The 25,336-nt window shown below is 60.7% G+C and carries 21 protein-coding genes, 1 tRNA gene and 1 pseudogene; 8 read left to right on the top strand and 15 right to left on the bottom strand.

Annotated elements, in window-relative coordinates:
- Nucleotides 1-131: 131 nt before the first annotated feature.
- On the top strand, nucleotides 132-734 hold the full coding sequence (locus tag RX329_RS32985) for a hypothetical protein (protein ID WP_317244854.1): 603 nt from the start codon (nucleotides 132-134) through the stop codon (nucleotides 732-734).
- Here RX329_RS32985 and RX329_RS32980 read toward each other — a convergent pair whose 3' ends face one another.
- From RX329_RS32980 to RX329_RS32940, 9 genes and pseudogenes are all read right to left on the bottom strand, one after another.
- A complete protein-coding gene (locus tag RX329_RS32980; RefSeq protein ID WP_204513896.1) occupies nucleotides 735-1,982 on the bottom strand; it encodes a class I SAM-dependent RNA methyltransferase in 1,248 nt (415 codons plus the stop codon).
- Nucleotides 1,975-2,709, bottom strand: a complete 735-nt coding sequence (locus RX329_RS32975) for a TlyA family RNA methyltransferase (protein ID WP_085384123.1) — start codon at nucleotides 2,707-2,709, stop codon at nucleotides 1,975-1,977. The genes RX329_RS32980 and RX329_RS32975 overlap by 8 nt, the downstream gene beginning before the upstream one ends.
- Nucleotides 2,710-2,735: 26 nt before the next feature.
- Nucleotides 2,736-3,290 carry a nucleoside 2-deoxyribosyltransferase gene (locus RX329_RS32970; protein WP_247391570.1) on the bottom strand — a complete coding sequence of 185 codons (555 nt, stop codon included), beginning with the start codon at nucleotides 3,288-3,290 and terminating at the stop codon, nucleotides 2,736-2,738.
- A gap of 33 nt (nucleotides 3,291-3,323) precedes the next feature.
- Nucleotides 3,324-5,252, bottom strand: coding sequence for a 1-deoxy-D-xylulose-5-phosphate synthase (gene dxs, locus RX329_RS32965; protein ID WP_026233122.1), 1,929 nt, complete (start codon nucleotides 5,250-5,252; stop codon nucleotides 3,324-3,326).
- A 175-nt stretch (nucleotides 5,253-5,427) separates the two neighbouring features.
- Nucleotides 5,428-5,628, bottom strand: a complete 201-nt coding sequence (locus RX329_RS32960) for a hypothetical protein (RefSeq protein WP_085361378.1) — start codon at nucleotides 5,626-5,628, stop codon at nucleotides 5,428-5,430.
- Nucleotides 5,629-5,850: 222 nt separating this feature from the next.
- Nucleotides 5,851-6,102, bottom strand: a complete 252-nt coding sequence (locus RX329_RS32955) for an exodeoxyribonuclease VII small subunit (protein WP_007594646.1) — start codon at nucleotides 6,100-6,102, stop codon at nucleotides 5,851-5,853.
- A 73-nt stretch (nucleotides 6,103-6,175) separates the two neighbouring features.
- Nucleotides 6,176-7,105, bottom strand: a complete 930-nt coding sequence (locus RX329_RS32950; protein ID WP_018456262.1) for a histone deacetylase family protein — start codon at nucleotides 7,103-7,105, stop codon at nucleotides 6,176-6,178.
- A 133-nt stretch (nucleotides 7,106-7,238) separates the two neighbouring features.
- Nucleotides 7,239-8,899 (bottom strand): annotated as a pseudogene (locus RX329_RS32945) (bifunctional metallophosphatase/5'-nucleotidase).
- 200 nt (nucleotides 8,900-9,099) lie between these two features.
- On the bottom strand, nucleotides 9,100-9,858 hold the full coding sequence (locus RX329_RS32940; RefSeq protein WP_018456264.1) for an enoyl-CoA hydratase-related protein: 759 nt from the start codon (nucleotides 9,856-9,858) through the stop codon (nucleotides 9,100-9,102).
- 245 nt (nucleotides 9,859-10,103) lie between these two features.
- Between RX329_RS32940 and RX329_RS32935 the strand changes: the two genes are divergently transcribed.
- Nucleotides 10,104-11,345 carry an MFS transporter gene (locus RX329_RS32935; RefSeq protein WP_085352688.1) on the top strand — a complete coding sequence of 414 codons (1,242 nt, stop codon included), beginning with the start codon at nucleotides 10,104-10,106 and terminating at the stop codon, nucleotides 11,343-11,345.
- A 91-nt stretch (nucleotides 11,346-11,436) separates the two neighbouring features.
- Here RX329_RS32935 and RX329_RS32930 read toward each other — a convergent pair whose 3' ends face one another.
- Nucleotides 11,437-13,215 (bottom strand): acyl-CoA dehydrogenase, encoded by a 1,779-nt coding sequence (locus RX329_RS32930; protein ID WP_317244853.1) that lies wholly within the window; start codon nucleotides 13,213-13,215, stop codon nucleotides 11,437-11,439.
- Between the two features lie 258 nt (nucleotides 13,216-13,473).
- On the opposite strand from RX329_RS32930, the gene RX329_RS32925 reads away from it, so the two are divergent.
- Nucleotides 13,474-13,548 (top strand) — tRNA-Gln (locus RX329_RS32925).
- Between the two features lie 96 nt (nucleotides 13,549-13,644).
- Nucleotides 13,645-15,621 carry a hypothetical protein gene (locus tag RX329_RS32920; protein ID WP_317244852.1) on the top strand — a complete coding sequence of 659 codons (1,977 nt, stop codon included), beginning with the start codon at nucleotides 13,645-13,647 and terminating at the stop codon, nucleotides 15,619-15,621.
- Here RX329_RS32920 and RX329_RS32915 read toward each other — a convergent pair.
- Nucleotides 15,616-15,858: a hypothetical protein gene (locus RX329_RS32915; RefSeq protein WP_317244851.1), complete on the bottom strand. Its 243-nt coding sequence runs from the start codon at nucleotides 15,856-15,858 to the stop codon at nucleotides 15,616-15,618. The genes RX329_RS32920 and RX329_RS32915 overlap by 6 nt on opposite strands.
- 1,340 nt (nucleotides 15,859-17,198) lie before the next feature.
- Here RX329_RS32915 and RX329_RS32910 point away from each other — a divergent pair.
- Nucleotides 17,199-18,137, top strand: a complete 939-nt coding sequence (locus tag RX329_RS32910; RefSeq protein WP_317244850.1) for a hypothetical protein — start codon at nucleotides 17,199-17,201, stop codon at nucleotides 18,135-18,137.
- A 106-nt stretch (nucleotides 18,138-18,243) separates the two neighbouring features.
- Nucleotides 18,244-19,026 carry a hypothetical protein gene (locus RX329_RS32905; RefSeq protein ID WP_317244849.1) on the top strand — a complete coding sequence of 261 codons (783 nt, stop codon included), beginning with the start codon at nucleotides 18,244-18,246 and terminating at the stop codon, nucleotides 19,024-19,026.
- A 345-nt stretch (nucleotides 19,027-19,371) separates the two neighbouring features.
- On the opposite strand, the gene RX329_RS32900 is transcribed toward RX329_RS32905, so the two are convergent.
- The 4 genes from RX329_RS32900 to RX329_RS32885 all read right to left on the bottom strand — a co-directional run bounded on the left by RX329_RS32900 (nucleotide 19,372) and on the right by RX329_RS32885 (nucleotide 23,166).
- A complete protein-coding gene (locus tag RX329_RS32900) occupies nucleotides 19,372-20,622 on the bottom strand; it encodes a hypothetical protein (protein ID WP_317244848.1) in 1,251 nt (416 codons plus the stop codon).
- A complete protein-coding gene (locus tag RX329_RS32895) occupies nucleotides 20,619-21,755 on the bottom strand; it encodes a radical SAM protein (RefSeq protein WP_317244847.1) in 1,137 nt (378 codons plus the stop codon). Before RX329_RS32895 ends, RX329_RS32900 begins: the two co-directional genes overlap by 4 nt.
- Nucleotides 21,745-22,908, bottom strand: coding sequence for an aKG-HExxH-type peptide beta-hydroxylase (locus tag RX329_RS32890; protein ID WP_317244846.1), 1,164 nt, complete (start codon nucleotides 22,906-22,908; stop codon nucleotides 21,745-21,747). The genes RX329_RS32895 and RX329_RS32890 overlap by 11 nt, the downstream gene beginning before the upstream one ends.
- A gap of 81 nt (nucleotides 22,909-22,989) precedes the next feature.
- Nucleotides 22,990-23,166 carry a hypothetical protein gene (locus tag RX329_RS32885; RefSeq protein WP_317244845.1) on the bottom strand — a complete coding sequence of 59 codons (177 nt, stop codon included), beginning with the start codon at nucleotides 23,164-23,166 and terminating at the stop codon, nucleotides 22,990-22,992.
- Nucleotides 23,167-23,454: 288 nt separating this feature from the next.
- Between RX329_RS32885 and RX329_RS32880 the strand changes: the two genes are divergently transcribed.
- Both RX329_RS32880 and RX329_RS32875 read left to right on the top strand, forming a co-directional pair.
- Nucleotides 23,455-24,219, top strand: a complete 765-nt coding sequence (locus RX329_RS32880; RefSeq protein WP_317244844.1) for an isochorismatase family protein — start codon at nucleotides 23,455-23,457, stop codon at nucleotides 24,217-24,219.
- Nucleotides 24,220-24,325: 106 nt separating this feature from the next.
- On the top strand, nucleotides 24,326-25,303 hold the full coding sequence (locus RX329_RS32875) for an NAD-dependent epimerase/dehydratase family protein (protein WP_317244843.1): 978 nt from the start codon (nucleotides 24,326-24,328) through the stop codon (nucleotides 25,301-25,303).
- The last annotated feature ends 33 nt before the right edge of the window (nucleotides 25,304-25,336 follow it).

Here is a 25,336-nt window from a genome sequence, read left to right as displayed (position 1 = left end):
AATCTGGCATGGGGGAAGTTCAAATTGGCAGAAAAACGTGATCCCGGAACTCAGGGGAAGAATGGTGTCGCTATGCTGGCATTCATGATGTCTGGTGGGTATAATTCGCAGGCTTTTCGACGGTTATTTGAATGTTCAGGCTTACACCCTCTTGCGGTCTAGCGGTTTTTCTTGCCCTGCTCTGCCTCGGCGAAGCGCCGGCTCATGCGCAAGCCGCACCCCTGCAATATTGGATCCCCGGCGGAACTTTCGGCTTCGGCGGTGTTGCCGGCCAGAGCGCCGATAGCTACGGCATTTTCCCGAGCTTCAATGGCGGCGACGCAAGCGGCCGCAGCAATTCTGCGAACGGCTTCTTTGTCGGCAGCCAGCATGGCAATCTCAATTGGAGCGGCCTCAGCCCGGCCGGACTGAGCGGCAATTTCAGCGCGCTCTCCTACGACAGCACGCAGTTCGGCTACAACACCAAGACCGCGGGCGGCATGCCCGTCACGTTCTTTGCCGGGTTCGACACCCCGAAATACGGCGGCGGCATTGGCAGCTCGCTTGCGCCGCTCACCTCCAGCGCCTCGCCCGGCTACGGCGCATTTGCGGGTGTCGAGCTCAAGCCGACCTCCAACCTCAGCCTGTCGTTTGGGGCCGGGTTCACCCAGCAGGACTCGGGCCGCATGGATAGCGATCTCAGATCGAACATGCTGCCCGGCGAGTCGCCGGCGTTGAATGGCCTTCGACGCTAACTAGCGCGTGAACTTCGCAACGAGCTCGACATGCGGCGTGTGGCGGAACTGATCCACCGGCACGACTACGTCGATCTTGTACCCGCCATCGATCAGCAGCCGCGCGTCGCGGGCAAAGGTCGCGACATTGCAGGAGACCGCGACCACCACCGGCACCTTGCTCGCGACGAGCTTCAAGGCCTGCGCCTGCGCGCCCTGGCGCGGCGGGTCGAACACGACGGCGTCGAAATCGCGCAGCTCCGGCGCCACCAGGGGACGGCGAAACAGATCGCGCGGCTCGGCCTTGATCGGCTTGAGACCCGGCGTGCGCGCGGCCTTTGCGAGCGCTGCAATGGCGCCGGCGTCGTTGTCATGGGCGGTGACGCGGGCCTTCTCGGCGAGCCGCAATGCAAACGGCCCGACGCCGCAGAAGAGATCGAGAACGTTCTTCGCCTTGCCGATGCGCTCGGCGACCAGCGACGCGAGCGTCTCTTCGCCGGCGACGGTCGCCTGCAGGAACGAGCCCGGCGGCAGCGTCACCTCGGCGCGGCCCATCTGCAGGGTCGGTGGCAGGCGTTGCAGCACCAGTTCGCCGTGCCGTGTCAGCCGCGCCAGGCGGTGCTGCTCGGCGACGCGCGACAGCGCCGTCACGAGCGACGTGGGCAGCGGGCCGGAGCCGCGCACGTCGACATCGAGACCGTTGGCGGTCGCGGTGACCTGGATGTCCAGCGGTTTCGTCACCGGCATTTTGGACGTCAGCAGCTCGGCGAGCGCCCAACCGGCATCGAGTGCACCCTCGAGCCCGGGATCGAGGATCGGGCAGCGATCAATCGGGATGACGTCGTGCGCGCTGGCAGCCGAAAAGCCGACCTTGAGGATGTCATGGGTGCCGAACCGGCCGTGCAGCGTGATGCGCCTGCGCCCCGCGCCGTGAGCGTCGACCAGCGGCGTCACCTCGCAGTCGATGCCGGCCTGGGCCAGGGTCTCGACCACGATGCCGCGCTTCCAGGCGTGATACGGTTCAGTCGCCCAGTGCTGGATCGCGCAGCCGCCGCAGACGCCGAAATGCGGACAGAACGGCGCGACGCGCTCGGGACTGGCGACGTCCACTACCAGCAGCTTGCGGCGGTCGGGATGATTGCCGACGACATGATCGACTTCGACGGTCTCGCCGCCGAGCGTGTAGGGCACATAGATGGCATCGCCAGCGTCGAGCGAGACGCCGTCGCCGCGATGGCCGACGTGATCGATCGTCACGCGCTCAACCACGGCGCGCGCCCAGGAAGAATTCGATGTTGCCGTCGCCGCCGGTGATCGTCGACGGGAACACCTCGATACCGGTGCAGCCGAGCGAGGCAGCAAAGGCGGCGATGTCGTCGCAGATCTCGCGGTGCACGGCGGCGTCGCGGACGATGCCCTTCTTGTTGTGCTTCCGGTCCGCCTCGAATTGCGGCTTGATCAGCGCCAGCAGGCTCATCGGCGCGGCGGCCAGCGACAGCGCGATGGGCAGCACCGTCTTGAGCGAGATGAAGCTGACGTCGATCACGACGACATCGGGCCGCGCCGGCAGGCGCTTGCCGTCATAGGCGCGGATGTCGGTCTCTTCCATCGACACGATCTTGGCGTGACCGCGCAGCGAGGGATGCAACTGGCTGGTGCCGACATCGACGGCAAAGACGAGGCTCGCGCCATTCGCCAGCAGTACCTCGGTGAATCCGCCGGTGGAGGCGCCGACGTCGAGGCAGACATGGTCCTCGATCTCGATCGGGTAGCGCTCCAGCGCGCCGGCGAGCTTGACGCCGCCGCGGGAGACGTAGGGGTGCGCGGGCTCGGCCTGGATCACGGCGTCCTCGGCGATGGTCTCCGACGGCTTTGCGACCTGCTTGTCGTCGGCGGTGACGAGCCCGGCCTCGATCGCCGCGCGCGCCCGCGCCCGGCTCTCGAACAGGCCGCGCTCGACCAGCAGAACATCCGCGCGCTTGCGGGCAGGGGACATCATCTCTCCGAAGACGCCTGAGGCGCTTATGTAGCGATCAATCGCGCGGCCGCCATCCGGACGCAAGCCTCGAACGCGGCCAGATCGTGCCAGACGTCGATCGGCATCTGCGCCGGCGTAACCAGCGGGCAGCCATGCAGCTCCAGCGCGTGGATCATCATGAGATTGTCGACGAGGCCAAAATCCTCGACCGTCAGCCCCTGCACGTCGACCAGCCGTCCGTCTTCGGAGGTCACGTCCATGAAGCGACTGACACGGTCGGCATAGGCGGCACCGTCATTGGAATAGGCGAGGCAGAACTTGCGGCGGCCGGCCATGTAGCCGAGCTCGTAGACGGTGCCGGGATCGGCGCCGGCGCCGCGGAACGGCGTGAGGTTGGCGATGATCGCATCGGCCGCGTCCATCATCGCCTCGTTGCCGCGAAAGATCTGCCGCGAGGCGTCGGGCGCGGCGAGGTCGATTTCGTTGTCGAGGGGATAGAGGCCGGTGACGCCGTGCGCGGCACAGACCGCGACTTTGTGCCGGCCGATCTCGACCGCATCTGGCAGGAACACGTCGGGGCCTGCCAGATAGATTTTCATCACAGCTGCTTCGCGGAAGGTCGAAGCTCGCTATCAGGCGAGCTTGACCGTCTCGGCCTTGACGTCCTTGCCGAGCGCCTCGAACACCTTGGCGACGATGCCCTTGGCGTCGAGACCGGCACGACCGTACATCGCCGCCGGGGTGTCGTGGTCCTGGAACACGTCGGGCAGCACCATGGTGCGGAACCGCACCAGGCCGCTGTCGAGCGCGCCCTGATCGGTCAGATATTGCGCGACATGCGAGCCGAAACCGCCGACCGAGCCTTCCTCGATCGTGATCAGGATCTCGTGGTCGCGCGCGAGCTTGAGCACGAGCTCGGTGTCCAGCGGTTTCATGAAGCGCGCATCAGCGATCGTGGTCGAAAGGCCGTGGGCTGCAAGCTCGTCGGCGGCCTTCTCGCATTCGGCGAGGCGCGTGCCGAAGGAGAGCAGGGCGATCTTGCTGCCCTGGCGGACGATGCGGCCCTTGCCGATCTCGAGCGGAATGCCGACTTCGGGCATCTCGATGCCTCGGCCTTCGCCGCGCGGATAGCGCAGCGAGCTCGGACGATCATTGATCGCGACCTGGGTTGCAACCATGTGCACCAGCTCGGCTTCATCGGACGCGGCCATGATCACCATGTTCGGCAGACAACCGAGATAGGCGTTGTCGAACGAACCGGCATGGGTGGCGCCGTCGGCGCCGACGAGGCCGGCGCGGTCGATGGCGAAGCGAACCGGCAGGCTCTGGATCGCGACGTCATGCACGATCTGGTCGTAGCCGCGCTGCAGGAACGTCGAGTAGATCGCGCAGAACGGCTTGTAGCCCTCGGTGGCGAGACCGGCGGCGAACGTCACTGCGTGCTGCTCGGCGATGCCGACGTCGAAGGTGCGGTCCGGGAACGCCTTATTGAAGATGTCGACGCCGGTGCCGGAAGGCATGGCCGCGGTGATGGCGACGATCTTGTCGTCCTTCTCCGCTTCCTTGACGAGGCTCTGGCCGAATACGTTCTGATAGGCCGGCGCGTTCGGCTTGGACTTGGCCTGGGTGCCGGTCGCGACGTCGAACTTGACGACCGCGTGGTACTTGTCGGCGGAGGCTTCCGCCGGGCCGTAGCCCTTGCCCTTCTGCGTCACGACGTGGAGCAGGATCGGGCCGGTCTCCATGTCGCGCACGTTCTTCAGCACCGGCAGGAGATGGTCGAGGTTGTGGCCGTCGATCGGGCCCACGTAATAGAAGCCGAGCTCCTCGAACAGCGTGCCGCCATCCATCATGAAGCCGCGGGAATATTCCTCGACGCGGTTGGCTCGGTTGGCGAGGATCTTGGGCAGGCGCTGGTTGATCTGCTTGGCCACATCGCGCAGCGTGCGATAGGTCTTGCCCGAGTAGAGCCGCGACAGATAGGCGCTCATCGCGCCGACCGGCGGCGCGATCGACATGTCGTTGTCGTTGAGGATGACGATTAGGCGCGAGTTCATCGCCCCCGCATTGTTCATGGCCTCATAGGCCATGCCCGCCGACATCGCGCCGTCACCGATGACGGCGATAACGTTGTTCTTGCCGCCGGAGAGGTCGCGCGCGACCGCCATGCCGAGGCCGGCGGAGATCGAGGTCGAGGAATGCGCGGCGCCGAACGGATCGTAATCGCTCTCGCTGCGCTTGGTGAAGCCGGACAGGCCGCCGCCGGTGCGCAGCGTGCGGATGCGATCGCGCCGGCCGGTGAGGATCTTGTGCGGATAGGCCTGGTGGCCGACGTCCCAGATCAGCCGGTCGCGCGGGGTGTCGAAGACGTAATGGATTGCAGTGGTGAGCTCGACCACACCGAGGCCTGCGCCGAAGTGACCGCCGGTCACCGAGACGGCATCGATGGTCTCCTGACGCAGCTCGTCGGCGACCTGGCGAACCTGCTCGACCTTGAGTTTGCGCAGGTCGTCCGGCGTCCGGATGGTGTCGAGAAGCGGCGTTTTACTATATGCGTTCACGGCGATTTCCAATTTGTCAGCGCCGGAAGATCGTTCCGGCGCGCGATGGGTTTGCTCAATATCGGCGCAGCGCGAGTCCTTAAACCGTCGGAGCCACCTGCATGGGGCAAAGCCCCGTCTTCAAGCTTAGGTGAGCTTAAGTGCTCTCCGGTTCAGTCTCTGTGATCCCTGTCACTTAGATCGGCTTCGTCCATCCCAGCCAATTCATCAGCAGTTTGAAGCGCTTGTCGTCGGTAATCAGTGCCCACGCAAGGCTTACAAAAAGCCACACTCCGCGCAGCTTTACACCAAAGCTTGGGCCAAAGCCAACCCGCTGGGCCCGATTACGGGCATGCACCTGCAACCCGCGGGCCAGAGTGGTTAATCCTGGCGCCATCGGAAGGGTTCCAAGCTAGCCCGGTTCCTCGGCAAGGTTTTTCGCGTGGGGAAGCTATTTTTAGGCCGGATTCAGGAGGACGAGGGGCGCTCTGAGGGAGGTTCCATAATCTCCGGAGCGCCGGTTCCCTGGAATCAAGCAGCAGCAACGCCGACGGCGGCGTGCGATCATGAAAAATTGCCGGTGCGCGCTGCGTGAGATAGGCGGCTTTGAAGGCGGCCCTTACTGGACGTCGAGCGGCGCGGTGCCGGTCGCCTGGCCGCTGGCATCGGTGGTGATCTTGTCGACGCGCGCCTCGGCCTGGCGCAGCAACTCCTCGCAGCGGCGCTTCAGGGCCTCGCCGCGCTCGTAGATCGTCACGGATTCCTCGAGCGGCACCTTGCCGTCCTCGAGCCGTTTCACGATCGTTTCGAGCTCCTCGATGGCGCGTTCGAAGGTCAGCCTGGAGATGTCGATTTGGGTATTTTCGGCCATATAAGTTTCCGATTGCCCGATTCGCTTCACGTCGGAGAAAGCAAAGTTTTGCGGGCGCAATGTGGCGGGTGTGTCAGGCGCCCATCAGGGCGCCGACATGCGCCGTAACAGATTCTTTCAGTCCTTGCAGGTCGTAGCCGCCCTCGAGCACAGAAACAACGCGCCCTCCGGCGGTCTTGTCAGCGAGGTCCATCAACTTACGCGTCACCCAGGCATAATCCTCCGCGCGCAAATTCAGCGACGCCAGCGGATCGCGATAATGCGCGTCGAAGCCGGCAGAGATGACGAGCAGCTCCGGGCTGAATTTTTCGAGCTGCGGCAGGATCAGATTCTCGAACGCGATGCGGAATTCCGGCCCGCCGTCCTCGGAGGCGAGCGGTGCGTTGACGATGGTGTCGTGGTCGCCGCGCTCGCTCTTGGCACCGGTGCCCGGAAACAGCGGCATCTGGTGCGTCGAGCAGTACATCACGGTCGGGTCCGACCAGAAAATATCCTGCGTGCCGTTGCCGTGATGCACGTCGAAATCGACGATGGCCGCGCGCTTGATGCCGTATTTACGCTGCGCGTGGCGCGCGGCGATGGCGACGTTGTCGAAGAAGCAGAAACCCATCGGCTTGCCGATCTCGGCGTGGTGCCCGGGCGGGCGCACCGCGACGAAGGCGTTGCGATGCTCGCCCGCCATCACCGCTTCGGTTGCTGCGACCGCGCCGCCGACGCCGCGCATCACCGCTTCCCACGTGCCCGGCGACATCGAGGTGTCGCCATCGATATAGACCTGTCCGCTGGTCGGCGCGATGTGGCGCAGCTCCGTGACGTAGTGCTCGTTGTGGCAGAGCGTGACGAGATCGAGATCGCCCTCCGGCGCCTGGTCGCGCACCAGGAACTGGAAGCGCTCATGCGACAGCGCCTCCTCCACCGCGCGCAGGCGGTCCGGCCTTTCAGGGTGTCCCGGCGGCGTGACGTGGTCGAGGCAGGCCTTGTGGGAGAGGAGAAGCGTACTCATCAGTCGGCCTCATGGGATGCGGGCTCTCGACGCCGCTTGGCGCATCCGGCGCCAAAACGCAAATGCAAAACCCAATCTATGCGTTCCCCCGGGAATGGCAAAGGGTGTCCCGGAGCGGCCTGTTTGATCCGGATCAATTCACGCGCAGGATGCGGCTCAGCGGCAGCGGTCCGATCGGTCCGTGCGCCCGGAAGAACGCGAACAGCGCGTCAGCGTCGTAGCCGCCATATTGCGGCCCCGTGCCTTGTTTGGCGACCGTAAACCCGTCGCCCCCGACTGCGAGGTAATCGTTGAGGGTGACGCGGTAGCCGCTTCCGGCTTCGATCAGCCTGCCATTGAGCGTCATCTTCTCGTTGATCACGCGCTCGCCGTATGGCTTCGCCGCATCCCAGGCGTAACTGAACCCGTTCGAGACCTGGAGAATCCTCGGCCGCTTCGGATCGAGCCATTGCTGCTCCAGCATGTCCTTGAGCTGGCTGCCCGTGAGCGTCATGGTGACGAGCCGGTTGCGGAACGGCTGGCTGGCGAAAACGTCGCCGAAGGTGATCGCGCCGTTCTCCTTTGGCACGATGTCGGTGCGGATGCCGCCGGGATTGGTGAGCGCGATGACGGCGCTGCCGTCCTTGGCGTCCCTGGTCGCGGCCAGCTGCGCGTCCGCAATGACGTCACCGAGCGGGCTTTCGCCGGCCTCGTTCGGCACGCGTGACAGCGTCTGCGTCACCGATCCAGCCGGGCGATTGGCGATCGGCGCCGAAAGCCTGTCGTAAGCGTCGATCAATGCGGTCTGCTCGGGATCCCTAGGCAGCGAGGCATTGGCGACGAGGACGTTCTCGGCCCTGGCGCTGACGATGTCGCGCGTTGCCGGATCGAGCTTGAGGTCGATCGCGGTGACCAGGGTACCGTATTTGTCGCCGCTGGTGACGAGCCGCCCGTCGATATCGCAGACATAAGCACGATGGGTGTGGCGGCTGACGACGACGTCGACGGCGGGATCGAATTTTTTCACGATGTCGACAATCGGCCCCGTGATGGCAGGGCATTCGTTGTAGTCGCCAGCCGGCTCGCCGCCCTGGTGGATCAGCACCACGATCGCCTCGACCCCGCGCGCCTTCAGCTGCGGCACCAGCGCATTCACCGTCTCGGCTTCGTCGCGGAATTCGAGGCCCGTGACGCCCGATGGCGAGACGATGCCCGCGGTCTCCTTCAAGGTCAGCCCGATGAAGGCGATGGGGATGCCTTCGAATTCCCTGATCTCGTAAGGCGGCAGCACGCTCTTGCCCGTCGCCGTCTCGATGGTGGACGCCGCTAGATAGCGGAATCTGGCGCCCCCGTAAAGGAATGCGGCCCCTGACAGCCGTCGACGGGATGACAGCCCCCGTTCTGCATCCGCAGGAGCTCGGTCTTGCCTTCGTCGAATTCGTGATTGCCGACCGAGCTGATCGCGAGCCCCATCATCGAGAGCGACTCGATCGAAGGTTCGTCGTGGAACATGGCCGACAGGAACGGGCTCGCGCCGATCAGGTCGCCGGCGGCGACGAAGATCGTGTTCTTGTGGCCCTCGCGCAGCTGCTTCACCAGCGTCGCCATGTATTCGGCACCGCCGGCCGCCACCATCACCTTCCTGGCCTTGTCCTCGGGATCGCTGATCCGGATGCCGCCCGGCGGCGGGCGCAGATTGCCGTGGAAATCGTTGATCGCCAGGATGCGCAGCTCGACGGGTGCGGCGGTTTGGGCGGACGCGGGCAGGGCGGCGAGCGCGAGCGAGAAGACGGTCAGCCGGAGAACATGTTGCATGAAACCAGACTAGTCGTTCCGCACGAAGATTTCACGAAGCTTTCTTCCTTCTCCCCTTCTGGAGAAGGTGTCGCGAAGCGCCGGATGAGGGGGTGTCTCCGCAAATTCAAATGTGAGTTCGACTCGCGGATAGAACCCGTCACCCGTCTCGCCGCTTTGCGGCGAGCCAGGCTCTCCCGCCATGGGAGAGGGAAGACAGCCTACCGCTTCTTCCTATTCATAAACGCGTTGAACGCGGCGGTGGCTTCTTCCGACTTCAGCCGCTCGCCGAACAGATGGGCCTCCTGATCGATGCGGCGGGTGAGCTCCTCGGATGCGACGCGGAGCAGTTTGCGCGAGATCGCGACCGCTTCGGCGGGAAGCCGGCAGATATCGCGCGCCACCTTGCGTGCCTCGACCTCGGTATGACCCGGCGAGACCACGGTGTTGACGAAGCCGGCGGCATGCGCTTCCGCGGCCGTAAAAGTCCGTCCCATCACCAGCATGGCGAAGGCGCGCTGGTAGCCCATCGTGTTCGGCATCAAGAGGCTGGACGCGCCGACCGGCACGAGCCCGAGATGGATGTAGGGCGCGGAGAAGGTCGCCGCGTTCGAGGCCAGCACATAGTCGCAATGGAACAGCATCACGGTGCCCATGCCGATCGACGCGCCGTCCACGGCCGCGATCACCGGCTTGGCGTTGAGAGCTAGCGAATAGAGAAACTTGGCGCCGTCGGACAGCGTCTCGGGGCGCGACGTGTCGGCGTGCATGAAATCGTCGATGTCGTCGCCGGCGGTGAACACGCCGGAGCCCCCGGTGATGATCATGCAGCGGATGTCGGGATTGTTCTGCGCGGTGTCGATCGCGCGGCTCATCTCCCGATACATGTCCTGCGTGATCGCGTTCTTCTTGCTCGGGCGGCGCAGGGTGATCACGCGCGTTCCGCGCTCTTCGCTGACGACGATATTGCCATTCGGCATGAGGGGCCCCTACGGTCGCCGCGATACTGACATTGCTAGACTCGCGAAACGTCAGCCTACATCATCTTGCAGGCGTGCCAATGCGCTAGCGCGACCTTTTGGAGACCGAATTCGCCCGAGACGGGCGCATCACGCTCGCCGCCGTGTTCCGCGTTGCAATGATCAACCGCCATTTTCGATTGAAAAACCACTGGTTGTGGTGCACGATCGCCTCGCGCCGTTCCATTTGGCCGATTGCCCGATTGATGATTGCCGCCACTCGTGTTGACGAATCCTCGCTGCACTATCGCGGCTGGCGCGTCGTGCTGGCCTGCTTCCTGATGGCTTTCTTCATGTTCGGCTTCGGCCTGTACGGTCAGGGCGTCTATCTCGCGGAACTGCAGCGCGCCCATGGCTGGCCGGGCACGCTGGTCTCCGCGGCCAGCACCTTCTCCTTTCTCCTGACTGCCGTCCTCGTCATCTTCACCGACGATCTGCTCGCCCGCATCGGGCTGCGGTCGCTGATCCTGTGCGGCCTGTCGGCGCTCGGCGCTTCGACGGTGCTGCTGGCGCTGCTGCAGACGCCGTGGCAGCTCTATCTCGCTTATGCGCTGATGTCGGTCGGCTGGACCGGCATGGGCACGGTGGTGATCGCGACCGTGCTGAACTCCTGGTTCGAACGGCGCCGCGGGCTCGCGCTCAGCCTCGCCTACAACGGCGCGACCTGCGGGGGCATCGTGCTCGTGCCGCTGCTGCTGTCGCTGAGCGGCAGCATCGGCTTTCGTTCCGCGATGCTGGCGGCCACGCTGGCGATGGTGGTGCTGGTGCTGCCGGTGGTGGTCATCTTCACCGGGTGGCGAACCGAAATGCCGCCGACGTCGGGTGGGAATTCATCCACTGGCGGCACTGCCTTGCCTTCGGTTCACTCACGCAAGACGCTGCTCGCCAACGCGGCGTTCTGGACCATGGTGCTGCCGATCGCGGTCGCGCTGCTGGCGCAGATGGGATTCATCATCCATCAGGTGACGTTCCTCGAACCGCTGATCGGCCGCGCCAGTGCGGGCCTTGCCGTCACCGTCATGGCGGCGATGGCGGTGGTCGGGCGCCTCTCGCTCGGCCTGTTCGTGGACCGGCTCGATCCGCGGCTCGCCTGCGCGGCATCGATGACGAGCCAGGCGGCGGCGCTGTTCGTGCTTCTGCAAAGCACGAATCCGACCGTGCTGCTCGTGTGCTGCGCCGTCTACGGTTTCTCGATCGGCAACATGATCACGTTTCCGCCCTTGATCATCCAGCGGGAGATCGGCGCGAGCGCCTTCGCCGCTGCGATGGGGCTGGGCACCTCGATCAGCGGCATCGTCAGCGCCTTCGGCCCCGGCATCGTCGGTCTCGTGCGCAGCGTAACCGGCGACTACACGAGCGCGTTTGCGATGTGCGTGGTGCTCGACGTGGTGGCGGCGAGCGTCGTACTATGGCGGCCGGGGCGACGTACGAAGCTTGCGGCTTCGTAGCCCGGATGGAGCGCAGCGCAATCCGGAATTCGTGTCACCAGCAATGATGGCCCCGGATTGCGCTGCGCTCCATCCGGGCTACGCGTCCCAGCTACCCCAACAGCACCGCATCCGCTGCCGCGACCGACTCCGCACTCTCCGTCACGGTGCGCTCGAGCGCGCCGGCCTGCACGGCGATGTTCTCGGCGAAGAAGCGCGCCAGCGAGACGTAGCGCCCGGCGTCCGCGATGCCGTCGGATTTCGCGGCGAGCGCTTCAGACGCCAGCATGCAGCCGCCGAGCGTGGCGCCGAACTGTTGCAGATACGGCGTCGCGCCGGCCAGCGCCTCGTTCGGCGCGGAAGGAAGCCGCTCCAGCAGCCATTTGCTGGTGCGCGTCAGCGCCTCCAGTGCCTCACGCAATTTCACGCCCGTGGTGCCGAAGGCGGGATCGTTGGAGGCTTCGACCTGCTTCACGATGGCCGAGAGCTCGTCGAGCAGCGCCCACACCGAGGCGCCGCCGTTGGCCGCGAGTTTTCGCGTGACGAGGTCGATGGCCTGGATGCCGTTGGTGCCCTCGTAGATCGCGGTGATGCGGGCGTCGCGATAGTGCTGCGCCGCGCCGGTCTCCTCGATGAAGCCCATGCCGCCATGCACCTGCACGCCGAGATAGGCGACCTCGTTGCCGATATCGGTGGAATAGCCCTTGGCCATCGGCGTCAGCAGCGCCGCGCGCGCGGCAGCGTCGGCGCGGACCTTCGGATCGCTGGCGCGCGTCGAGACGTCGATCGCCACCGCGGTCGCGTAGCAGATGGTACGCGCCGCCGCGGTCTGCGCCCGCATCCGCATCAGCATGCGCTTGACGTCGGGATGCACGAAGATCGCATCGGAGCCGTCACCCTTCTTGCCGAGGGCGCGGCCCTGCTTGCGCTCTCGTGCGTACGACAATGCCTGCTGATAGGCGCGATCGGCGACACCGACGCCTTCGAGGCCGACGCCGAGGCGGGCCTGGTTCATCATCGTGAACATGCAGCGCATGCCCTGGTTCTCTTCGCCGACCAGGAAGCCGATCGCGCCGCCATGGTCGCCCATGGTCATGGTGCAGGTGGGGGAGGCATGCATGCCGAGCTTGTGCTCGACGCCAGAGGCAAAAATGTCGTTGCGCGCACCCAGCGAGCCGTCTTCGTTGACCATGAATTTGGGAACGAGAAATAGCGATATCCCCTTGGTCCCGGCGGGCGCGTCTGGCAGACGCGCCAGCACGAAATGCACGATGTTGTCGGTCATGTCGTGCTCGCCATAGGTGATGAAGATCTTCGTCCCCTTGATGCGATAGGTGCCGTCGGCCTGCTTCTCGGCGCGGGTGCGCAGTGCGCCCACGTCGGAGCCGGCCTGCGGCTCGGTCAGCTGCATCGTGCCGGTCCATTCGCCGGAGACGAGCTTCTCGAGATAGATTTTCTTCAGCTCGTCGCTGCCATGCGCGTCCAGCGCCTCCATCGCCGACGCCGTCAGCAGCGGGCAGAGGCCGAAGGCGACGTTGGCGGCGCTCCAGATCTCGGTGCAGGCGGCGTTGATCGCGAGCGGCAGGCCTTGGCCGCCAAAATCCTCGGGGCCGGAGACCGCGTTCCAGCCGCCCTCGGTCCAGCGTTTGTAGGCATCCGGCCAGCCCGGCGCGGTCGTGACCTTGCCGTCGCTGAGCTTGATGCCGTGCTCGTCGCCGACCTTGTTCAGCGGCGCCAGCACGTCGGTTGCGAACTTGCCGGCTTCTTCCAGCACGGCGCTCACGATATCGCCGTCGAAATCGCCGTAATGGCCGGCCTCCATGGCAGCCTTCAGGCCGGCGCCGTGGTTGAGCGACAGCAGCATGTCAGAGATCGGCGCGCGGTAGGTCATGGCTCACTCCCGGGGACAGTTCTTGGCCGCCGTATTCCCATGAAACGGGGGAGGTCTCAACCGTGGGGATAAAGGGAACGCGCTGGGCCGGAACGGGCTGTTGCCATAGGCCAAAATAAAGTTTGGCACGCCCCAGCTGGCGGCCTGGTATTTTGCGTCTCCAGGCGGTTGAAATGCCGCTTCGCTCCCTATAGACCGGCTGCGACCACGGGAATCTGCGGTAGCCAGTTCTTCCGCCCCGTTCCGTGGTCAGCCTGATGGGGCGTAGCCAAGCGGTAAGGCAGCGGATTTTGATTCCGCCATTCGGAGGTTCGATCCCTCCCGCCCCAGCCAGTGGACGCCTAACCCATTGAGAAGATTTGACCTCCCAGCATTGGCTGGGGAGTTGGTCGGCGACTGTATCACGCGCCTGTAGCACAGGAGATCAGTGTGCGCGTGGTTCAGTATGTCTTCCGACGCGGGGCCGTCTATTGGTGGCGGCGACGGCTTCTCAAGAAAACCGGGGAGAGAGAACTCGCACCCGTTGCGATCAGCTTGAGAACGCGTGACCTTTCCAAGGCGCGTACCATTGCTGCCCATCTGGCCGTGGCGAGCGATGGCATCTTGCGCCAGGAGGGATGGGACGTGCTATCGCCTGTGCAGGTTCGATCGATGCTGGAGTCCGTTGCGCGCGCCCACTTGGCGAAGCTCGATCGGCTGGCCGCATTGGAGACGGCCGACGGCATCACTCCGGACGACGGTCGCGCATCGGATCGCGTCATGGGTTGGGCCAGGCGCCTTCAGGCGTCCCAAGGCATCGCGGCAAGGGTCGGACCGGCTGAACGCGGCATCCTCACCACTAACGGCCTGACCGAGCAGGAAATCGAAGAGGTCGATTGGACGCTCGATCTGCTGCGGAAGAGCTCGCGGGGCACTTTTCCGCGTCAGAAACTCATCGCGTTGTTGGAAGATTGCGGAGCGCCCCAGGGCCAGGGCGATATCCAGCAGGCCGAACGGATCTACTACCGCGGACAGGCGGCGGCCTTGCTGTCGGTCAACCGGCGATGGTCAGGCGAATATCGGGAAGACGACAATCTGGTCGAACAGCTTCTGTCGGCCAATGAGACCGCTTCGATTGCCATAGCAACCGCGCGCCAAATTCCGCAGGAGCGCCCTACACCGGGCGCACAAGAGGCTGTAACGCTAGCGACGCTGCGGGACGATACTCCTGTAGCTCTAGCCTCAGCTCATCAAGAGGCTTCAATTACCGAACTGGCCGAAAAACTCATCAACGAGAAGGCCAAGCTCGGAGAGTGGAATACCAAAACCCAGCGACAAGTTCGCTCTCTTGTCGCGACCTTCGTCGAGATGATCGGCAACGATCATGTGCGATCGCTCGCCCAGAGCCGCATTGCTGAATATCGCTCGCTCCTGCTTGCTCTGCCGCGAACCTACGGCAAGGGCCAGAATGACCGGAAGACTCCGCTTTCGGTCTGGCTCGAACGAGCGAAAGGGTTGCCAGACAATAAAGTTGGACGCGAGTCAGGCACGCTCAATCGTCATCTCACGCAGCTTCAGGAGGTGCTCGTCTACATCGAGGCGTGCGGTCATAGGATTCCCGAGTTTTCTGGCGTTTCAAAGCTGTTGTCGAAGAAGAAGGGCCGGGCTCGCGACGAGCGCAATCCATTTTCTCCGGAAGATCTCGCTGCAATTTTCCGTCAACCGCCATGGACGGGATGCCAAAGTCTCGAAAAACGGGTGGTCTCGGGGCCAATGATTTATCACGACGCTCTGTCGGTCGTGCCTTACCTTGCAAGATACACGTTAGGACGCCGAGAGGAACTCTGCGGGCTCGATGTTGAAGATGTGCTGGAAGAGGATGGGATTCACTACATCTTTATTCGTCCAAACGAACATCGGACCTTGAAGAACCCGCAGTCCAAACGAAAAATTCCGCTGATTGGCGAAGTGGCCCGCCTCGGATTTCTCCGCTACCACGGGGAGATTAAAGCTCTTGGCTACAAACTGCTGTTCCCCGAGCTTCGCGCGGCGAGTGATCGCACACCCTTGGGTGATGTCTTCTATGGTGATTGGATCAAAATTCAAGATGCGGCGGTCCCGAGAGCCGCCGAAGAACGCAAGGTTTTTCATTCATTCAGAAAGGCAGGCGGGGCAGATCTGAAGCACGCCGGTGTTGTCTCTGAATTGAGAGCCGATATTCTTGGGCATGGCGGCGAGAACATTACCGAAGAACGATACGCCAGTACTGCTAAGCTGCATCAGATGCTTGAGGCGCTTCAGAAGCTCCCCATAGTGACCGGGGGAATTGAAACGAGGGAGATTTGTCTCCGGCGAGACACTCTGAAGAAGAGTGCACGCCCGTCGGCTCGTCCTAGGAGGCAAACTAAGAGAGCAAAGGAATCATAATCCTTGGGTCGGGGGGTCGAGTACCTCTCCCGCTACCAACATAGCAGTATTCGGGAACAGGGCCGGGTTGTCGCAGAGCGCGGCGAGACGCCCCTTGATATCGATCCGCACACTCCGGTCATCTTCTGCATTAGCTTTGCTTCCGGCACCCCCGGCGCTCGCTTCTTTCGAAAGAAAGAGCATCGAAAACAGAGCCAGCATTGAAACCACTGCAAAGGGGTGCTTTCGCACCAACATATGAATACTCCACTTTTAAGATCAGAATGAATTGCAATTAATGCTACTAGCGTCGCAGAAGTGGGTAACCAAGCAATGGACCCAGTCGTGACAACAAAACGTGTAGCAGGTCTTTAAACCTAATCCACCGTCAGGATTTTTCTGACGACATGTCGCTCCGCAGGCTGCATTCGTATTTGCGCAAGCCTCTCCAGCTGCAGGCGTGCAGGTATTTTGCGCGGATCGCGTAAAATTTTTTGCGAAAGAAAAGTTCGTTGTGTCCGCCCGTGCGTTCAAGGCGACCATAAACAAACATAAAAAGGCTACCAAAAATGCTTTCACTGAGTATCTCCCAAGGCAAAGCACGGGAGGCGCTTTAAGTGGTCAATTCATGACACGTATTGTTTAGATTGTCATCAAGTCATTCCTTGACGCGACGGCTTGCAGCCGAGGAAATTTTGAAAACAAATCACCCGCTAGTGATCTGGTTTGCCAATATCTCTCTGATTGAGTTACGGCTTCCGATCATGGCCCGTGACTGACCTTCAGCTCACCTGAGCGAGAGCAAGGTATTTTCGGAAGAGATTGATTACATCCCCGCTCGGCAAGTGTTTCGCCACGACTCCCTATGATATCCGCGATAGCTGAAGCGAAACGCTCGTCAAATGCATTCTTGAGACCACCGGTACCCATCAGCTCTGGGAGCGCGCTACAGCGGTCTGCGTGGATGCACAGTCATCAGGCTCGACAGTGAGCCAAACGGAAGCCGTACGGTTGGAAAGGAGAAGCACGGTATGTGTAGGTAGCGTCGTGAAGCCCGGCAACCATAACATCCCGCGCCACGTCTCAGGAATGTTGCGGCCAGCCTGATAGGGCGGGTCTCGACGCTTAGACACCAGCCCTTCCAGCCCCAATGTGCGGGCAGCTCGAAACAGATCAGGCCCAAGCTCGCCACGCTCGAAGGCATTAACGAACACACCTTCAGGACGACGCGCGAGCAGGCGCTTCGCGGCGCGACCTATAGAAGAGAAGGCGACGTATAAAGGAGCAAACACCCAGCCAAGCAAAGCAGTCCGCGTATTATTGTGGAATTATTTCGGCCGTCCAAACTTGTTGCCAAAATATGGAGACTCGGGATTTCCTGCGACTTGGTGGTGGGATCCAGAACGGGACGCAAAATTGGATCCCATCGATAATCCGCGTACTTTGTTAAGGGGAGCGCGGGAGAAATTGCCTCGGCGAGGTCGTGTTCGCTCTTTTCCGCGCGCTTCATTGAATCGCTATGTTATGTGTTGATACGCGCGTTCTATTTTGCGGGGAGGCAGGTCGGCCGCATGACTTGTTTTGATAGTCGATTTTGCGTGTTGACGTTGATTGGGCCACATCCAGACGATGGGGCCCGATTTCTGGATCTCATTGACAGCCTCTGTACTTATGAGCCGCACGTCGCCGCGATCATCGTGGCTGACGACTCAGACTCTGGTTCTCGCCTGAAAACGCAAATCCGCGTACCGGACGGGTGTGAAGTTGTGTTTCTACGAAATCCTAATTCTAGTCGCGACTTCTTGTCGCTCGGCCGCAACGTGCTGATGGGTCTTGAATATATCAAAAGTTCGCTTCCGGTGCAATTCATAGTAAAACTCGACAGTGATGCGTTGGTGATCTCGCCGTTCTCGGCAAGAATCGCAACGAGACTGGGCGGGCAGCCCGACGCCGGGATGCTTGGCTTGCTCAGCAACTCCTGCAATCGATCACGAAGCTCGTTCCACGCGCAAGATGAACTCAAAGGGTTCATGGAGGAGCTGCTGAAGATGGGCAGTTGTGATGATGCTGCGGCAGAGCAATTGCTGAGGCGATGGCCGTCAGGAGCGCGAAGAACTGTTGCCGGGCTAAGGCAGTTTTGCAAGCGCTTTGAGCAGCTTGCGGGGGCACGTTTCATCGGCAAGCATTGTAATGGAGGCGCCTATGCCGTGTCCGCCACGATGATCAATCGCATGGCATCTCTCGAACTGTTTGCCGACCGCGAGATGTGGTCCCAATTCCCATACTCTGAAGATCGAATGATGGGACTATACTGTGCGCTTTGTGGCCTCCAACCGTGCGATTTTTCGGATCGCGAACAGGTGTTCGGAACGCAGTCCTCCGGACTAGCCTACGCCCCTCAAGACTTGGTTGACCGCGGATATGGCATTATTCATAGCGTCAAAAACGATCCGCAACTTACGGAACCGGAGATAAGGGAATGGTTTCGATGGCAGCGAAGGCGCTTGCGGAATTCGAGAGGAGAAAGCGAGTTCTAGTCTGGCGCAGGGTACCAACGTGCCCGACTATCTGTGCCCGGAGCCGTCGAAATTGACTTCGATAATTGCGATAGTGACGTCATAAACAGTACGGAGCGACGCCGCGATGCTGACGGTTTTCTCGATCCCCAAGGATTTCAAGGGCCACTTCAAGGTCATTCAGACGAACGCCATCAAGAGCTGGAAGAGCATGAGGCCGTCTCCCGAGATTATCCTGTTTGGCGATGAGCATGGCACCGCTAGGGCGGCCACGCGGTGCTCTGTCCGTCACCACGCAGACGTCGCAAGAAACGAGTACGGAACGCCGCTTCTGGACGATCTCTTCCACCAGGCGGACAAACTCGCAACGTCGCCGTATCTCTGCTATGTCAATTCCGACATCATACTCATGAATGATTTCATGGAGGCGTTTCTGAGACTTGCCTCGATGAAGAAGCGCTTCTTGATGGTGGGTCAGAGAGTTGACGTTTTCGTCAACGAGCCCCTGATATTCGATGAGAACTGGGAGGGGCGGCTCCGCCAACTGGCGCATCGGACCGGCGAACTATACGCGGGTATCGACTATTTCGTCTATCCGAGGGGACTGTGGGATTACATCCCTCCTTTTGCCATTGGACGCCTTCACTGGGACAATTGGCTACCGTATGCAGCGCGCCTGCAAAAGGCGGCCACGATTGATGCGACCGCCGTTGTCCTGGCGGTTCATCAAAATCACGAGCACGCGAAGGGCGCGCTCGGAGGCCTCGAATCCCAGCGTAATCGCGAGTTGATGGCTGGATCAAGATTTTTTACGACGACTGAATCGACGCACGCGCTAACCTCTGCTGGTCTAAAAGTTCGATGTCGCTCGTGTGATCCGGTGTGCGTCTGTAACCCCGATCTCGATTAGCTTTCGGCTTTTCAAAATATCATCGTGCCGCAGCGGAACCGGGATCGGGTTGCCATCGCGCGTCTGGCAGATTGCCTGCCGAACCATGCAGAAGCAAACCTCGCGCTCCAGTTCCTCCGGTCGGTGCCGCGCTTTTGCGTCGCGCATGAGCGAAAAGCCGGCAAGGACGCGATATTCTCACGCGCCCATCACGCCTGCCCCAGCCATCGGTTGCCAAGCGAAATAGGAGCTGTCTGGCTTCGATCGAAATCGCGGACTCGAAGAAGTTTCTTGACGTCTGGACAATCTCCGTATCCGTAAGACGTGAGGGCACTGAAATCCTCATGGCGTGGAAGGTTCGTCTGTTCAATTCCTTGAGCGCAAGATACGAGTGCGCGTGGAATCAGCAGCCGGATCGATCAACTGGCTGCAGAAATTGAAACATGGAAACAGGGCGTTCGGCACTACTTCGACCTTAATATGGTCGTCGTGGCGAAGCGTCTGCATCACCAGACCATGGTCTGTTTGATGCCGAAGTGGGCCACTCAGTATCTTCAATAATTCGAACGCCACGTCCTTGCCGAGCGCAGTCGCTATGGTGTCATTCGCTCTGGCCGGGTTGGCAAAATGAGCGGTCATGAAGGAGCGAGAGTCCAAGCGGTTGTCGCCCTTGCTGTCGTCCGCAACCCTGAGGACGGTGCAGGGCCAGCATCCACATGCCCATGGCTGGATAGTCGGACCCATATAGCTCCGAGATCCGACCACGAGGCCGGGAAGAAAGGCCCGGCCCTCTTGGCAGGCGGCGCGACTGAGGAAACGAGCATCGTTGAAAGTTCCACAATCCGAGCAATAAGCGACGATGTCAAACTGGCCCAATCGCGGGCCGCCCAGCGCGGAAATATCGTGTAACGTAACGATCGAGACGTCGATGCCGTTTGCGGTGAAAGTTTCGGCTTGGCGGATTGCGGGTGTCAAATCCTCGCCGTTGCCTTCGGTATTTATGACGTACAGTTGTTTAGTTCCGGCGCGCAGGAGCGATGCGGCACATGTTCCAAACGAAATGCCAGAGCCGACAAGAAGCACGCGGCTGCTGCGAAACCTGATAAATCGTCCCGAACCATCACCGCCGATCGCATCTATGACCTCAAGTGACTTGCGGAATTGCGCCCTGAGTTTGGCATCTGTCCCTGAATCGAGTGCGGGCGCATCCGCGCTCAAGATGCCGCCCTCGATCAACAGCCTGATAATTGCATCGAGCTTCGTTTGCGAAACCGGGTCAAGTGGAGAAGCGATCTCCGATAGCGAAAACTCGCCGGTGAGCCACGGAGCCAAATAGCTGATCAACTGATAGAGGCGCGGACCCCGCAAGAAGAATCCCTGGCGGTCGCTTCTGAACAGCACTCCATCTCTGTATGGCGTGTAAATGACGTCATTGCGCAATCGCGGACGTATTTGATCGGACGGCCGATCTTTGACGGATGGCCGAAAGATGCCCGGTTCGGCCCAACCCGGAAAATCTTCTATCGGTTGGTATGGGAACGGAGGCTTGACGAACTCGGCGAGCAATTCGACCGAAATCACCCTCAAACCGAGGCGGCTCTCGTCGTCTATCGTCATGCGGCATCTTGCTTCATGATGTCGCGAACGTGGCCGATCCAGGCCAGCAAGTCGGCGCACCATACGGACGGATTGTTGAAGCCGTTGGCGCGCGAATATCTGTGCGGAAGATAGCCGCCACCGCAAATCTTTTCTTCCGGGCAGCCCTTGCACGCCGTCGGTAGTCCCATCTGACCGGAAATAAGCGCCTGGAACGTCTCGTTGGCGCCGTGATCGTCGTCGAAACCACGATTCAGCACCGTCAGTCCGCTTTCGGCGACACCTTCGTCGCAAACCTTGAAGACATCATTGGACTGGATCGAACCGTCAGTGTCGATGACCAGATAGTCGGGAATCGGGCTGCCGATAGCGTCTGTGATGGGAACACCACCAGCGAGGGTTCGAAGCAGTTCCTCAAACAGAATTACATGAATGTCCGGATTGTCTTCGGTATACCAAGCGTCAAACGCAGAACTAAGAAACTCCGACAGAGCCAGAGACTTCACCTCGCGGTACAAAGCCGGCCAGGAGTCATGCGTTGCGTCAGGCAGCAGAAAATTCATCACGCGAACGCCAAGAGATCTCAGGTGTCTGTATACCTGTGATCCGGATGCGCTTGGATCGATCACGCAGAGCACTTTCGGGGCGAGACCGCTTTCCGTCAAATGCTTGAGGCCATCGACGACCCGTTCGTACGATCCCTGCCTGAAATGATCGACGCGTGACCGATCGTGTACTTCGGCCGGGCCATCCATGCTCACGCTGACCGCCACGTGATGCCGCTGAAGAACGGCGATCCATTTTGAGTTAACCAAGGTGGCGTTCGTTTGCAGGGAAAACCCTTCTAGGTGCTCGCCTAGGCGCTGGGTCGCGCGCCGCGCCATTCCATCGAACTGTTCGGGTCTCATCAGCATCGGCTCACCCCCATGAAAGTGGAGAGCCATCGTATGGCCTGGACGTGATTGGCAATACTCAGCAGCGCGGTCCAAGACACAGTCGAATATCTGCTCGGACATCACCGGTGGACGATGAAGGTAACTCTGGTCGGCATGGTGATACATATAGCAATAGGTGCAGTTCAGATTGCAGCGCTCGACGGTCTTTATGACGAGCCGGCGCACCCGTCCTGAGGACAACTTACGACTATAGTTCATCCAGCGCTCCCAGCAGTGGATGCGCAATCGAGCGGCCGATTTCAGTGAGCTTATCCGTTTCCTTGATCAACGTTGCGACCTGCGAAAGGTCGCGATGGCACTTCGCCATCTGTTCGGCACAGAAATCCTGTCGGCCTGCGCCGGATTTCAGCATCATCGAATAATAGAGATATACATTGGCAAAGGCGTGAAATCCTAGCACGATCCGTTCCAGCGGACGAAACCGCGAGGCAAAAGGTGAGTAGAACTGCTGCTCGTCGCTTGGGTCGACAACCGGACCATGCCGTGTCGCGATAAAGTAGTATTGATGCGAAGCCTCATGGACGAGCATCTCGCCCAACAGAAGCGGGTCATGGTTGTTGGAAATATACAGCATGCTGCACGACTCGTTCGCGCTGGCGCTTCGGAGGCTGTTCTGCGGCGCTTCAACAAGGGCAACGCTGCGCACAACCCGGGATACCCAGCGATAATACTCAGGCGACCATGCTTTCATTTGACGAAAGCATTCTTCTAGCGCACCGAAGTCTGCCCCGTCGATGTTCGCGCAGAGGTTCAATGAAAGCTGGCTTGCGGACGGGGAGCTCACCGCCCGGGCTGGCAGAATAATGATTGGCCCGTTGTCGCTGACAACCTTAGGAAGCCTCTCGGGCCCATCCGCTGCCGACTTCTCGACGGATGATCCATAGTCAAGCCTCTGATGTTGGGTGCGTCCCTGCGAAAAAGTGATGATCTCCGTATGAGAGCCAGAGCTCTTGACCTCGATGCGTTCGCATCCTTCGAACAGCCAGCAATCGTACAGCAGGGATATCGGCTCTAGGAATTGCAGCGACCATGAGCTTGGGTGTCCCGCGGCAAGTCGCTGTATCAAAAGCATTGCCGCCGCATGCTGCGCGATGGGGATGGAATCCATCTGCAGCGCTTCCAGTGAAGCTCCGAGCGCTCGCGACCAAATTGAATGAATTTGCGGTGCGCTGTTGCGCAGCGCAGTTAATCCTTGAACTACGCCTTCACCTTGCAGCGAAGCCGAAAATTCCTCTAGAAATACATCCAACAGACAAGCTGCATATTCCGAAACAGCCCAATCAAGGGCTGCATCGTCCAGCCGTTCAAACGGACAGGAGAAGCCGCGAAACTCTTTGCAAACCTCGACCATGCTGTATTCGAGGCAGTAGAAAGATACAATCAGCGTTCCCCGTCGAAACGAGGTCCCGCAGATCTGCCTCCGTCTGTCTCGTTACTTCGAATATGAGCCGAAATTGTATTCAGTCGGGCCGCGATCGATATCTTCCTTGAGCCTCTTTAGGATGTTGCCTTTCAGGCTCGTGGGCTTCGTGGAAGCGACGGCTGCTTCAGCTTCAATCGTCGTCGCTTCTTCTCTTTCGCGCTCAAATTGTTGATGATCGTGTGTCATTCCAAAACTCCTTGGTCGAGGTAAAGCAACGCCGATCGAGCATTGGCAGCTTAGGTACCAGGGAAACGACAGTTTACGTCACGAGCAGATCGTGTCACGCTCCCGGTCAGGTTGTCAATAGCGCGGTTATAAATCTGGCGCTAAAGTTATAGGCTTCTTTCGGGGAGGAGCGTCGACTTGCGCCAGAGTGGTCCGACTGGACAAGGCGGGCATTCGTTGAACCAATTCCCGCCGCGCATCTCTGTCTCATGCTAGAGTCGAAAGCTCGCGGAGAACTATGAGTGGGCGATGATGACAGCGGCGTCTGCGCAATCCAACGATGCCCTTTCACTTTCTTTGCGGCGGCGCTCGCGCACGCCTGACGGGTGGCAGCAAATCGAATTTCGCAAGCAGCTGCCAGCCATCCGAACCGCACTCTTGATCTGCGATATGTGGGACAGGCACTGGTGTGCGCGAGCCGCGATCCGGATGCATTCGCTCGTTCCGCGGATAGAAGCCGTCTTGGGCTTCGCGCGCTCGGCGGGCGTTCAAATTATCCATGCGCCGTCAAGCTGCATGCCCTTCTATAAAGATTACCCAGAACGACGGCGCGCGCAGAACAGCTCGCACGTCTTGTTGCCGGTAGAGGTAAATCTGCAATCGGTGCGGGTTCCGATCGACGATTCTGACGAGGTCTTTGAGATTGGCGACCGTCTGGTGACGCGGCAAAACATAAACATAACCATTGCAGGGGATGACATCATCTCAGACGATGGAAATGAAATCTATGGCTTTCTTTCCCAGCGTAGCATCCGCGATATTCTGTACGTTGGGGTTCACTCGAACAAATGTATTCTGGATCGAAGTTTCGGGATTCGGCAGATGGTCAATTTCGGCATGAACTGCACGTTAGTCCGAGATCTGACGGACGCCATCTACAGCCCTAGGAAATGGCCATACGTTTCTCGGGCGCGAGCCGCTGAAATGATAATAGAATACATCGAGCAGTATTGGTGTTCCACAATTGTCAGCGCCGACCTGATTTCCGCGTTCAAGGCTGCTCAAAATCAGTAGTCAAGATCGATTACGTCCGATTTGCTATAAGGGTTGATGGAATTGTGTTTGCGGCCGAGGACCTCGATTGCAAACCTTATTGCTGCTGTTGAGTTTCGGAGACCATATGAGAACGGCATTGGTTTGCGGCGCAGGCGGGTTCATTGGCAGTCGCCTAGTCAAGCGTCTGAAGGCGGATGGATTTTGGTTACGGGGCGTGGATTTGAAATTTCCCGAATTTTCGGCGACGGTAGCTGATGAATTTGTGTTAGCGGATCTTCGTGATCGGAAGGAGTGCCTCGCGGTTGTCGACCGGCCATTCGACGAGGTGTACCAGTTGGCAGCAGACATGGGCGGAGCGGGCTATATCTTCACGGGCGATCATGACGCCGATATCATGAGCAATTCCGCCGCGATCAATCTCAATGTGCTTCATGCGTGCCGGCAAGCGGGTGTTAGGCGCATTTTTTACGCTTCGTCGGCTTGCATTTACCCGCTGCACAACCAAGAGAGGATCGATCATCCGATAACGAGCGAGAGCAGCGCTTACCCTGCGGCGCCGGATTCGGAATATGGCTGGGAGAAATTATTCTCGGAGCGCTTGTACCTGAGCTTCGCTCGGAATTTCGGCATGGCCTGTCGCATCGCTCGTTATCACAACATTTTCGGACCGGAGGGCACATGGAGAGGTGGCAGGGAGAAAGCTCCCGCGGCAATTGCACGTAAAGTTGCGGAAGCACCGAACGGTGGTGCGATAGAGATCTGGGGCGATGGTCGTCAGACCCGTTCATTTCTGTTCATCGATGAATGCATCGAGGGAACGTTGAGGCTGACGCGCTCCGAGTTTTCCGGCCCATTCAACATCGGATCGGATGAGATGGTTAGCATTAACGGCTTGGCGGCGATGCTCATGGAAATCGCCGGTAAGCAGCTGGAGCTGAAACACGTGTCGGGACCGATCGGCGTCCGCGGGCGGACGTCCGACAACCGTCTCATCAAGGAACGGTTGGGCTGGGCTCCGGCAGAACCGCTTCGCGCGGGTCTAAGCGTGACCTATGGATGGATCCAGCAGCAGATTCAAACTGTGGAAGCCTTCCCCCCGTGAGTCGCGCCCACAAACCGTACCCGCAAAACCCAC

This window comes from Bradyrhizobium sp. BWC-3-1, assembly GCF_032917965.1.
GTDB classification, from domain to species: domain Bacteria; phylum Pseudomonadota; class Alphaproteobacteria; order Rhizobiales; family Xanthobacteraceae; genus Bradyrhizobium; species Bradyrhizobium canariense_D.
Note: the sequence above shows the minus strand (reverse complement) of the source record. Positions and strands in the feature narration are given on the sequence as shown.

Bases quoted from the DNA above. Each gene is read 5' to 3' on its own strand.
- RX329_RS32985 (WP_317244854.1), top strand. From the start codon at position 132: ATGTTCAGGCTTACACCCTCTTGCGGTCTAGCGGTTTTTCTTGCCCTG.
- RX329_RS32975 (WP_085384123.1), bottom strand. From the start codon at position 2,709: ATGTCCCCTGCCCGCAAGCGCGCGGATGTTCTGCTGGTCGAGCGCGGC.
- RX329_RS32970 (WP_247391570.1), bottom strand. From the start codon at position 3,290: ATGAAAATCTATCTGGCAGGCCCCGACGTGTTCCTGCCAGATGCGGTC.
- RX329_RS32960 (WP_085361378.1), bottom strand. From the start codon at position 5,628: ATGGCGCCAGGATTAACCACTCTGGCCCGCGGGTTGCAGGTGCATGCC.
- RX329_RS32955 (WP_007594646.1), bottom strand. From the start codon at position 6,102: ATGGCCGAAAATACCCAAATCGACATCTCCAGGCTGACCTTCGAACGC.
- RX329_RS32950 (WP_018456262.1), bottom strand. From the start codon at position 7,105: ATGAGTACGCTTCTCCTCTCCCACAAGGCCTGCCTCGACCACGTCACG.
- RX329_RS32940 (WP_018456264.1), bottom strand. From the start codon at position 9,858: ATGCCGAATGGCAATATCGTCGTCAGCGAAGAGCGCGGAACGCGCGTG.
- RX329_RS32935 (WP_085352688.1), top strand. From the start codon at position 10,104: ATGATTGCCGCCACTCGTGTTGACGAATCCTCGCTGCACTATCGCGGC.
- RX329_RS32930 (WP_317244853.1), bottom strand. From the start codon at position 13,215: ATGACCTACCGCGCGCCGATCTCTGACATGCTGCTGTCGCTCAACCAC.
- RX329_RS32915 (WP_317244851.1), bottom strand. From the start codon at position 15,858: ATGTTGGTGCGAAAGCACCCCTTTGCAGTGGTTTCAATGCTGGCTCTG.
- RX329_RS32905 (WP_317244849.1), top strand. From the start codon at position 18,244: ATGCTGACGGTTTTCTCGATCCCCAAGGATTTCAAGGGCCACTTCAAG.
- RX329_RS32900 (WP_317244848.1), bottom strand. From the start codon at position 20,622: ATGACGATAGACGACGAGAGCCGCCTCGGTTTGAGGGTGATTTCGGTC.
- RX329_RS32895 (WP_317244847.1), bottom strand. From the start codon at position 21,755: ATGAACTATAGTCGTAAGTTGTCCTCAGGACGGGTGCGCCGGCTCGTC.
- RX329_RS32890 (WP_317244846.1), bottom strand. From the start codon at position 22,908: ATGGTCGAGGTTTGCAAAGAGTTTCGCGGCTTCTCCTGTCCGTTTGAA.
- RX329_RS32885 (WP_317244845.1), bottom strand. From the start codon at position 23,166: ATGACACACGATCATCAACAATTTGAGCGCGAAAGAGAAGAAGCGACG.
- RX329_RS32880 (WP_317244844.1), top strand. From the start codon at position 23,455: ATGATGACAGCGGCGTCTGCGCAATCCAACGATGCCCTTTCACTTTCT.
- RX329_RS32875 (WP_317244843.1), top strand. From the start codon at position 24,326: ATGAGAACGGCATTGGTTTGCGGCGCAGGCGGGTTCATTGGCAGTCGC.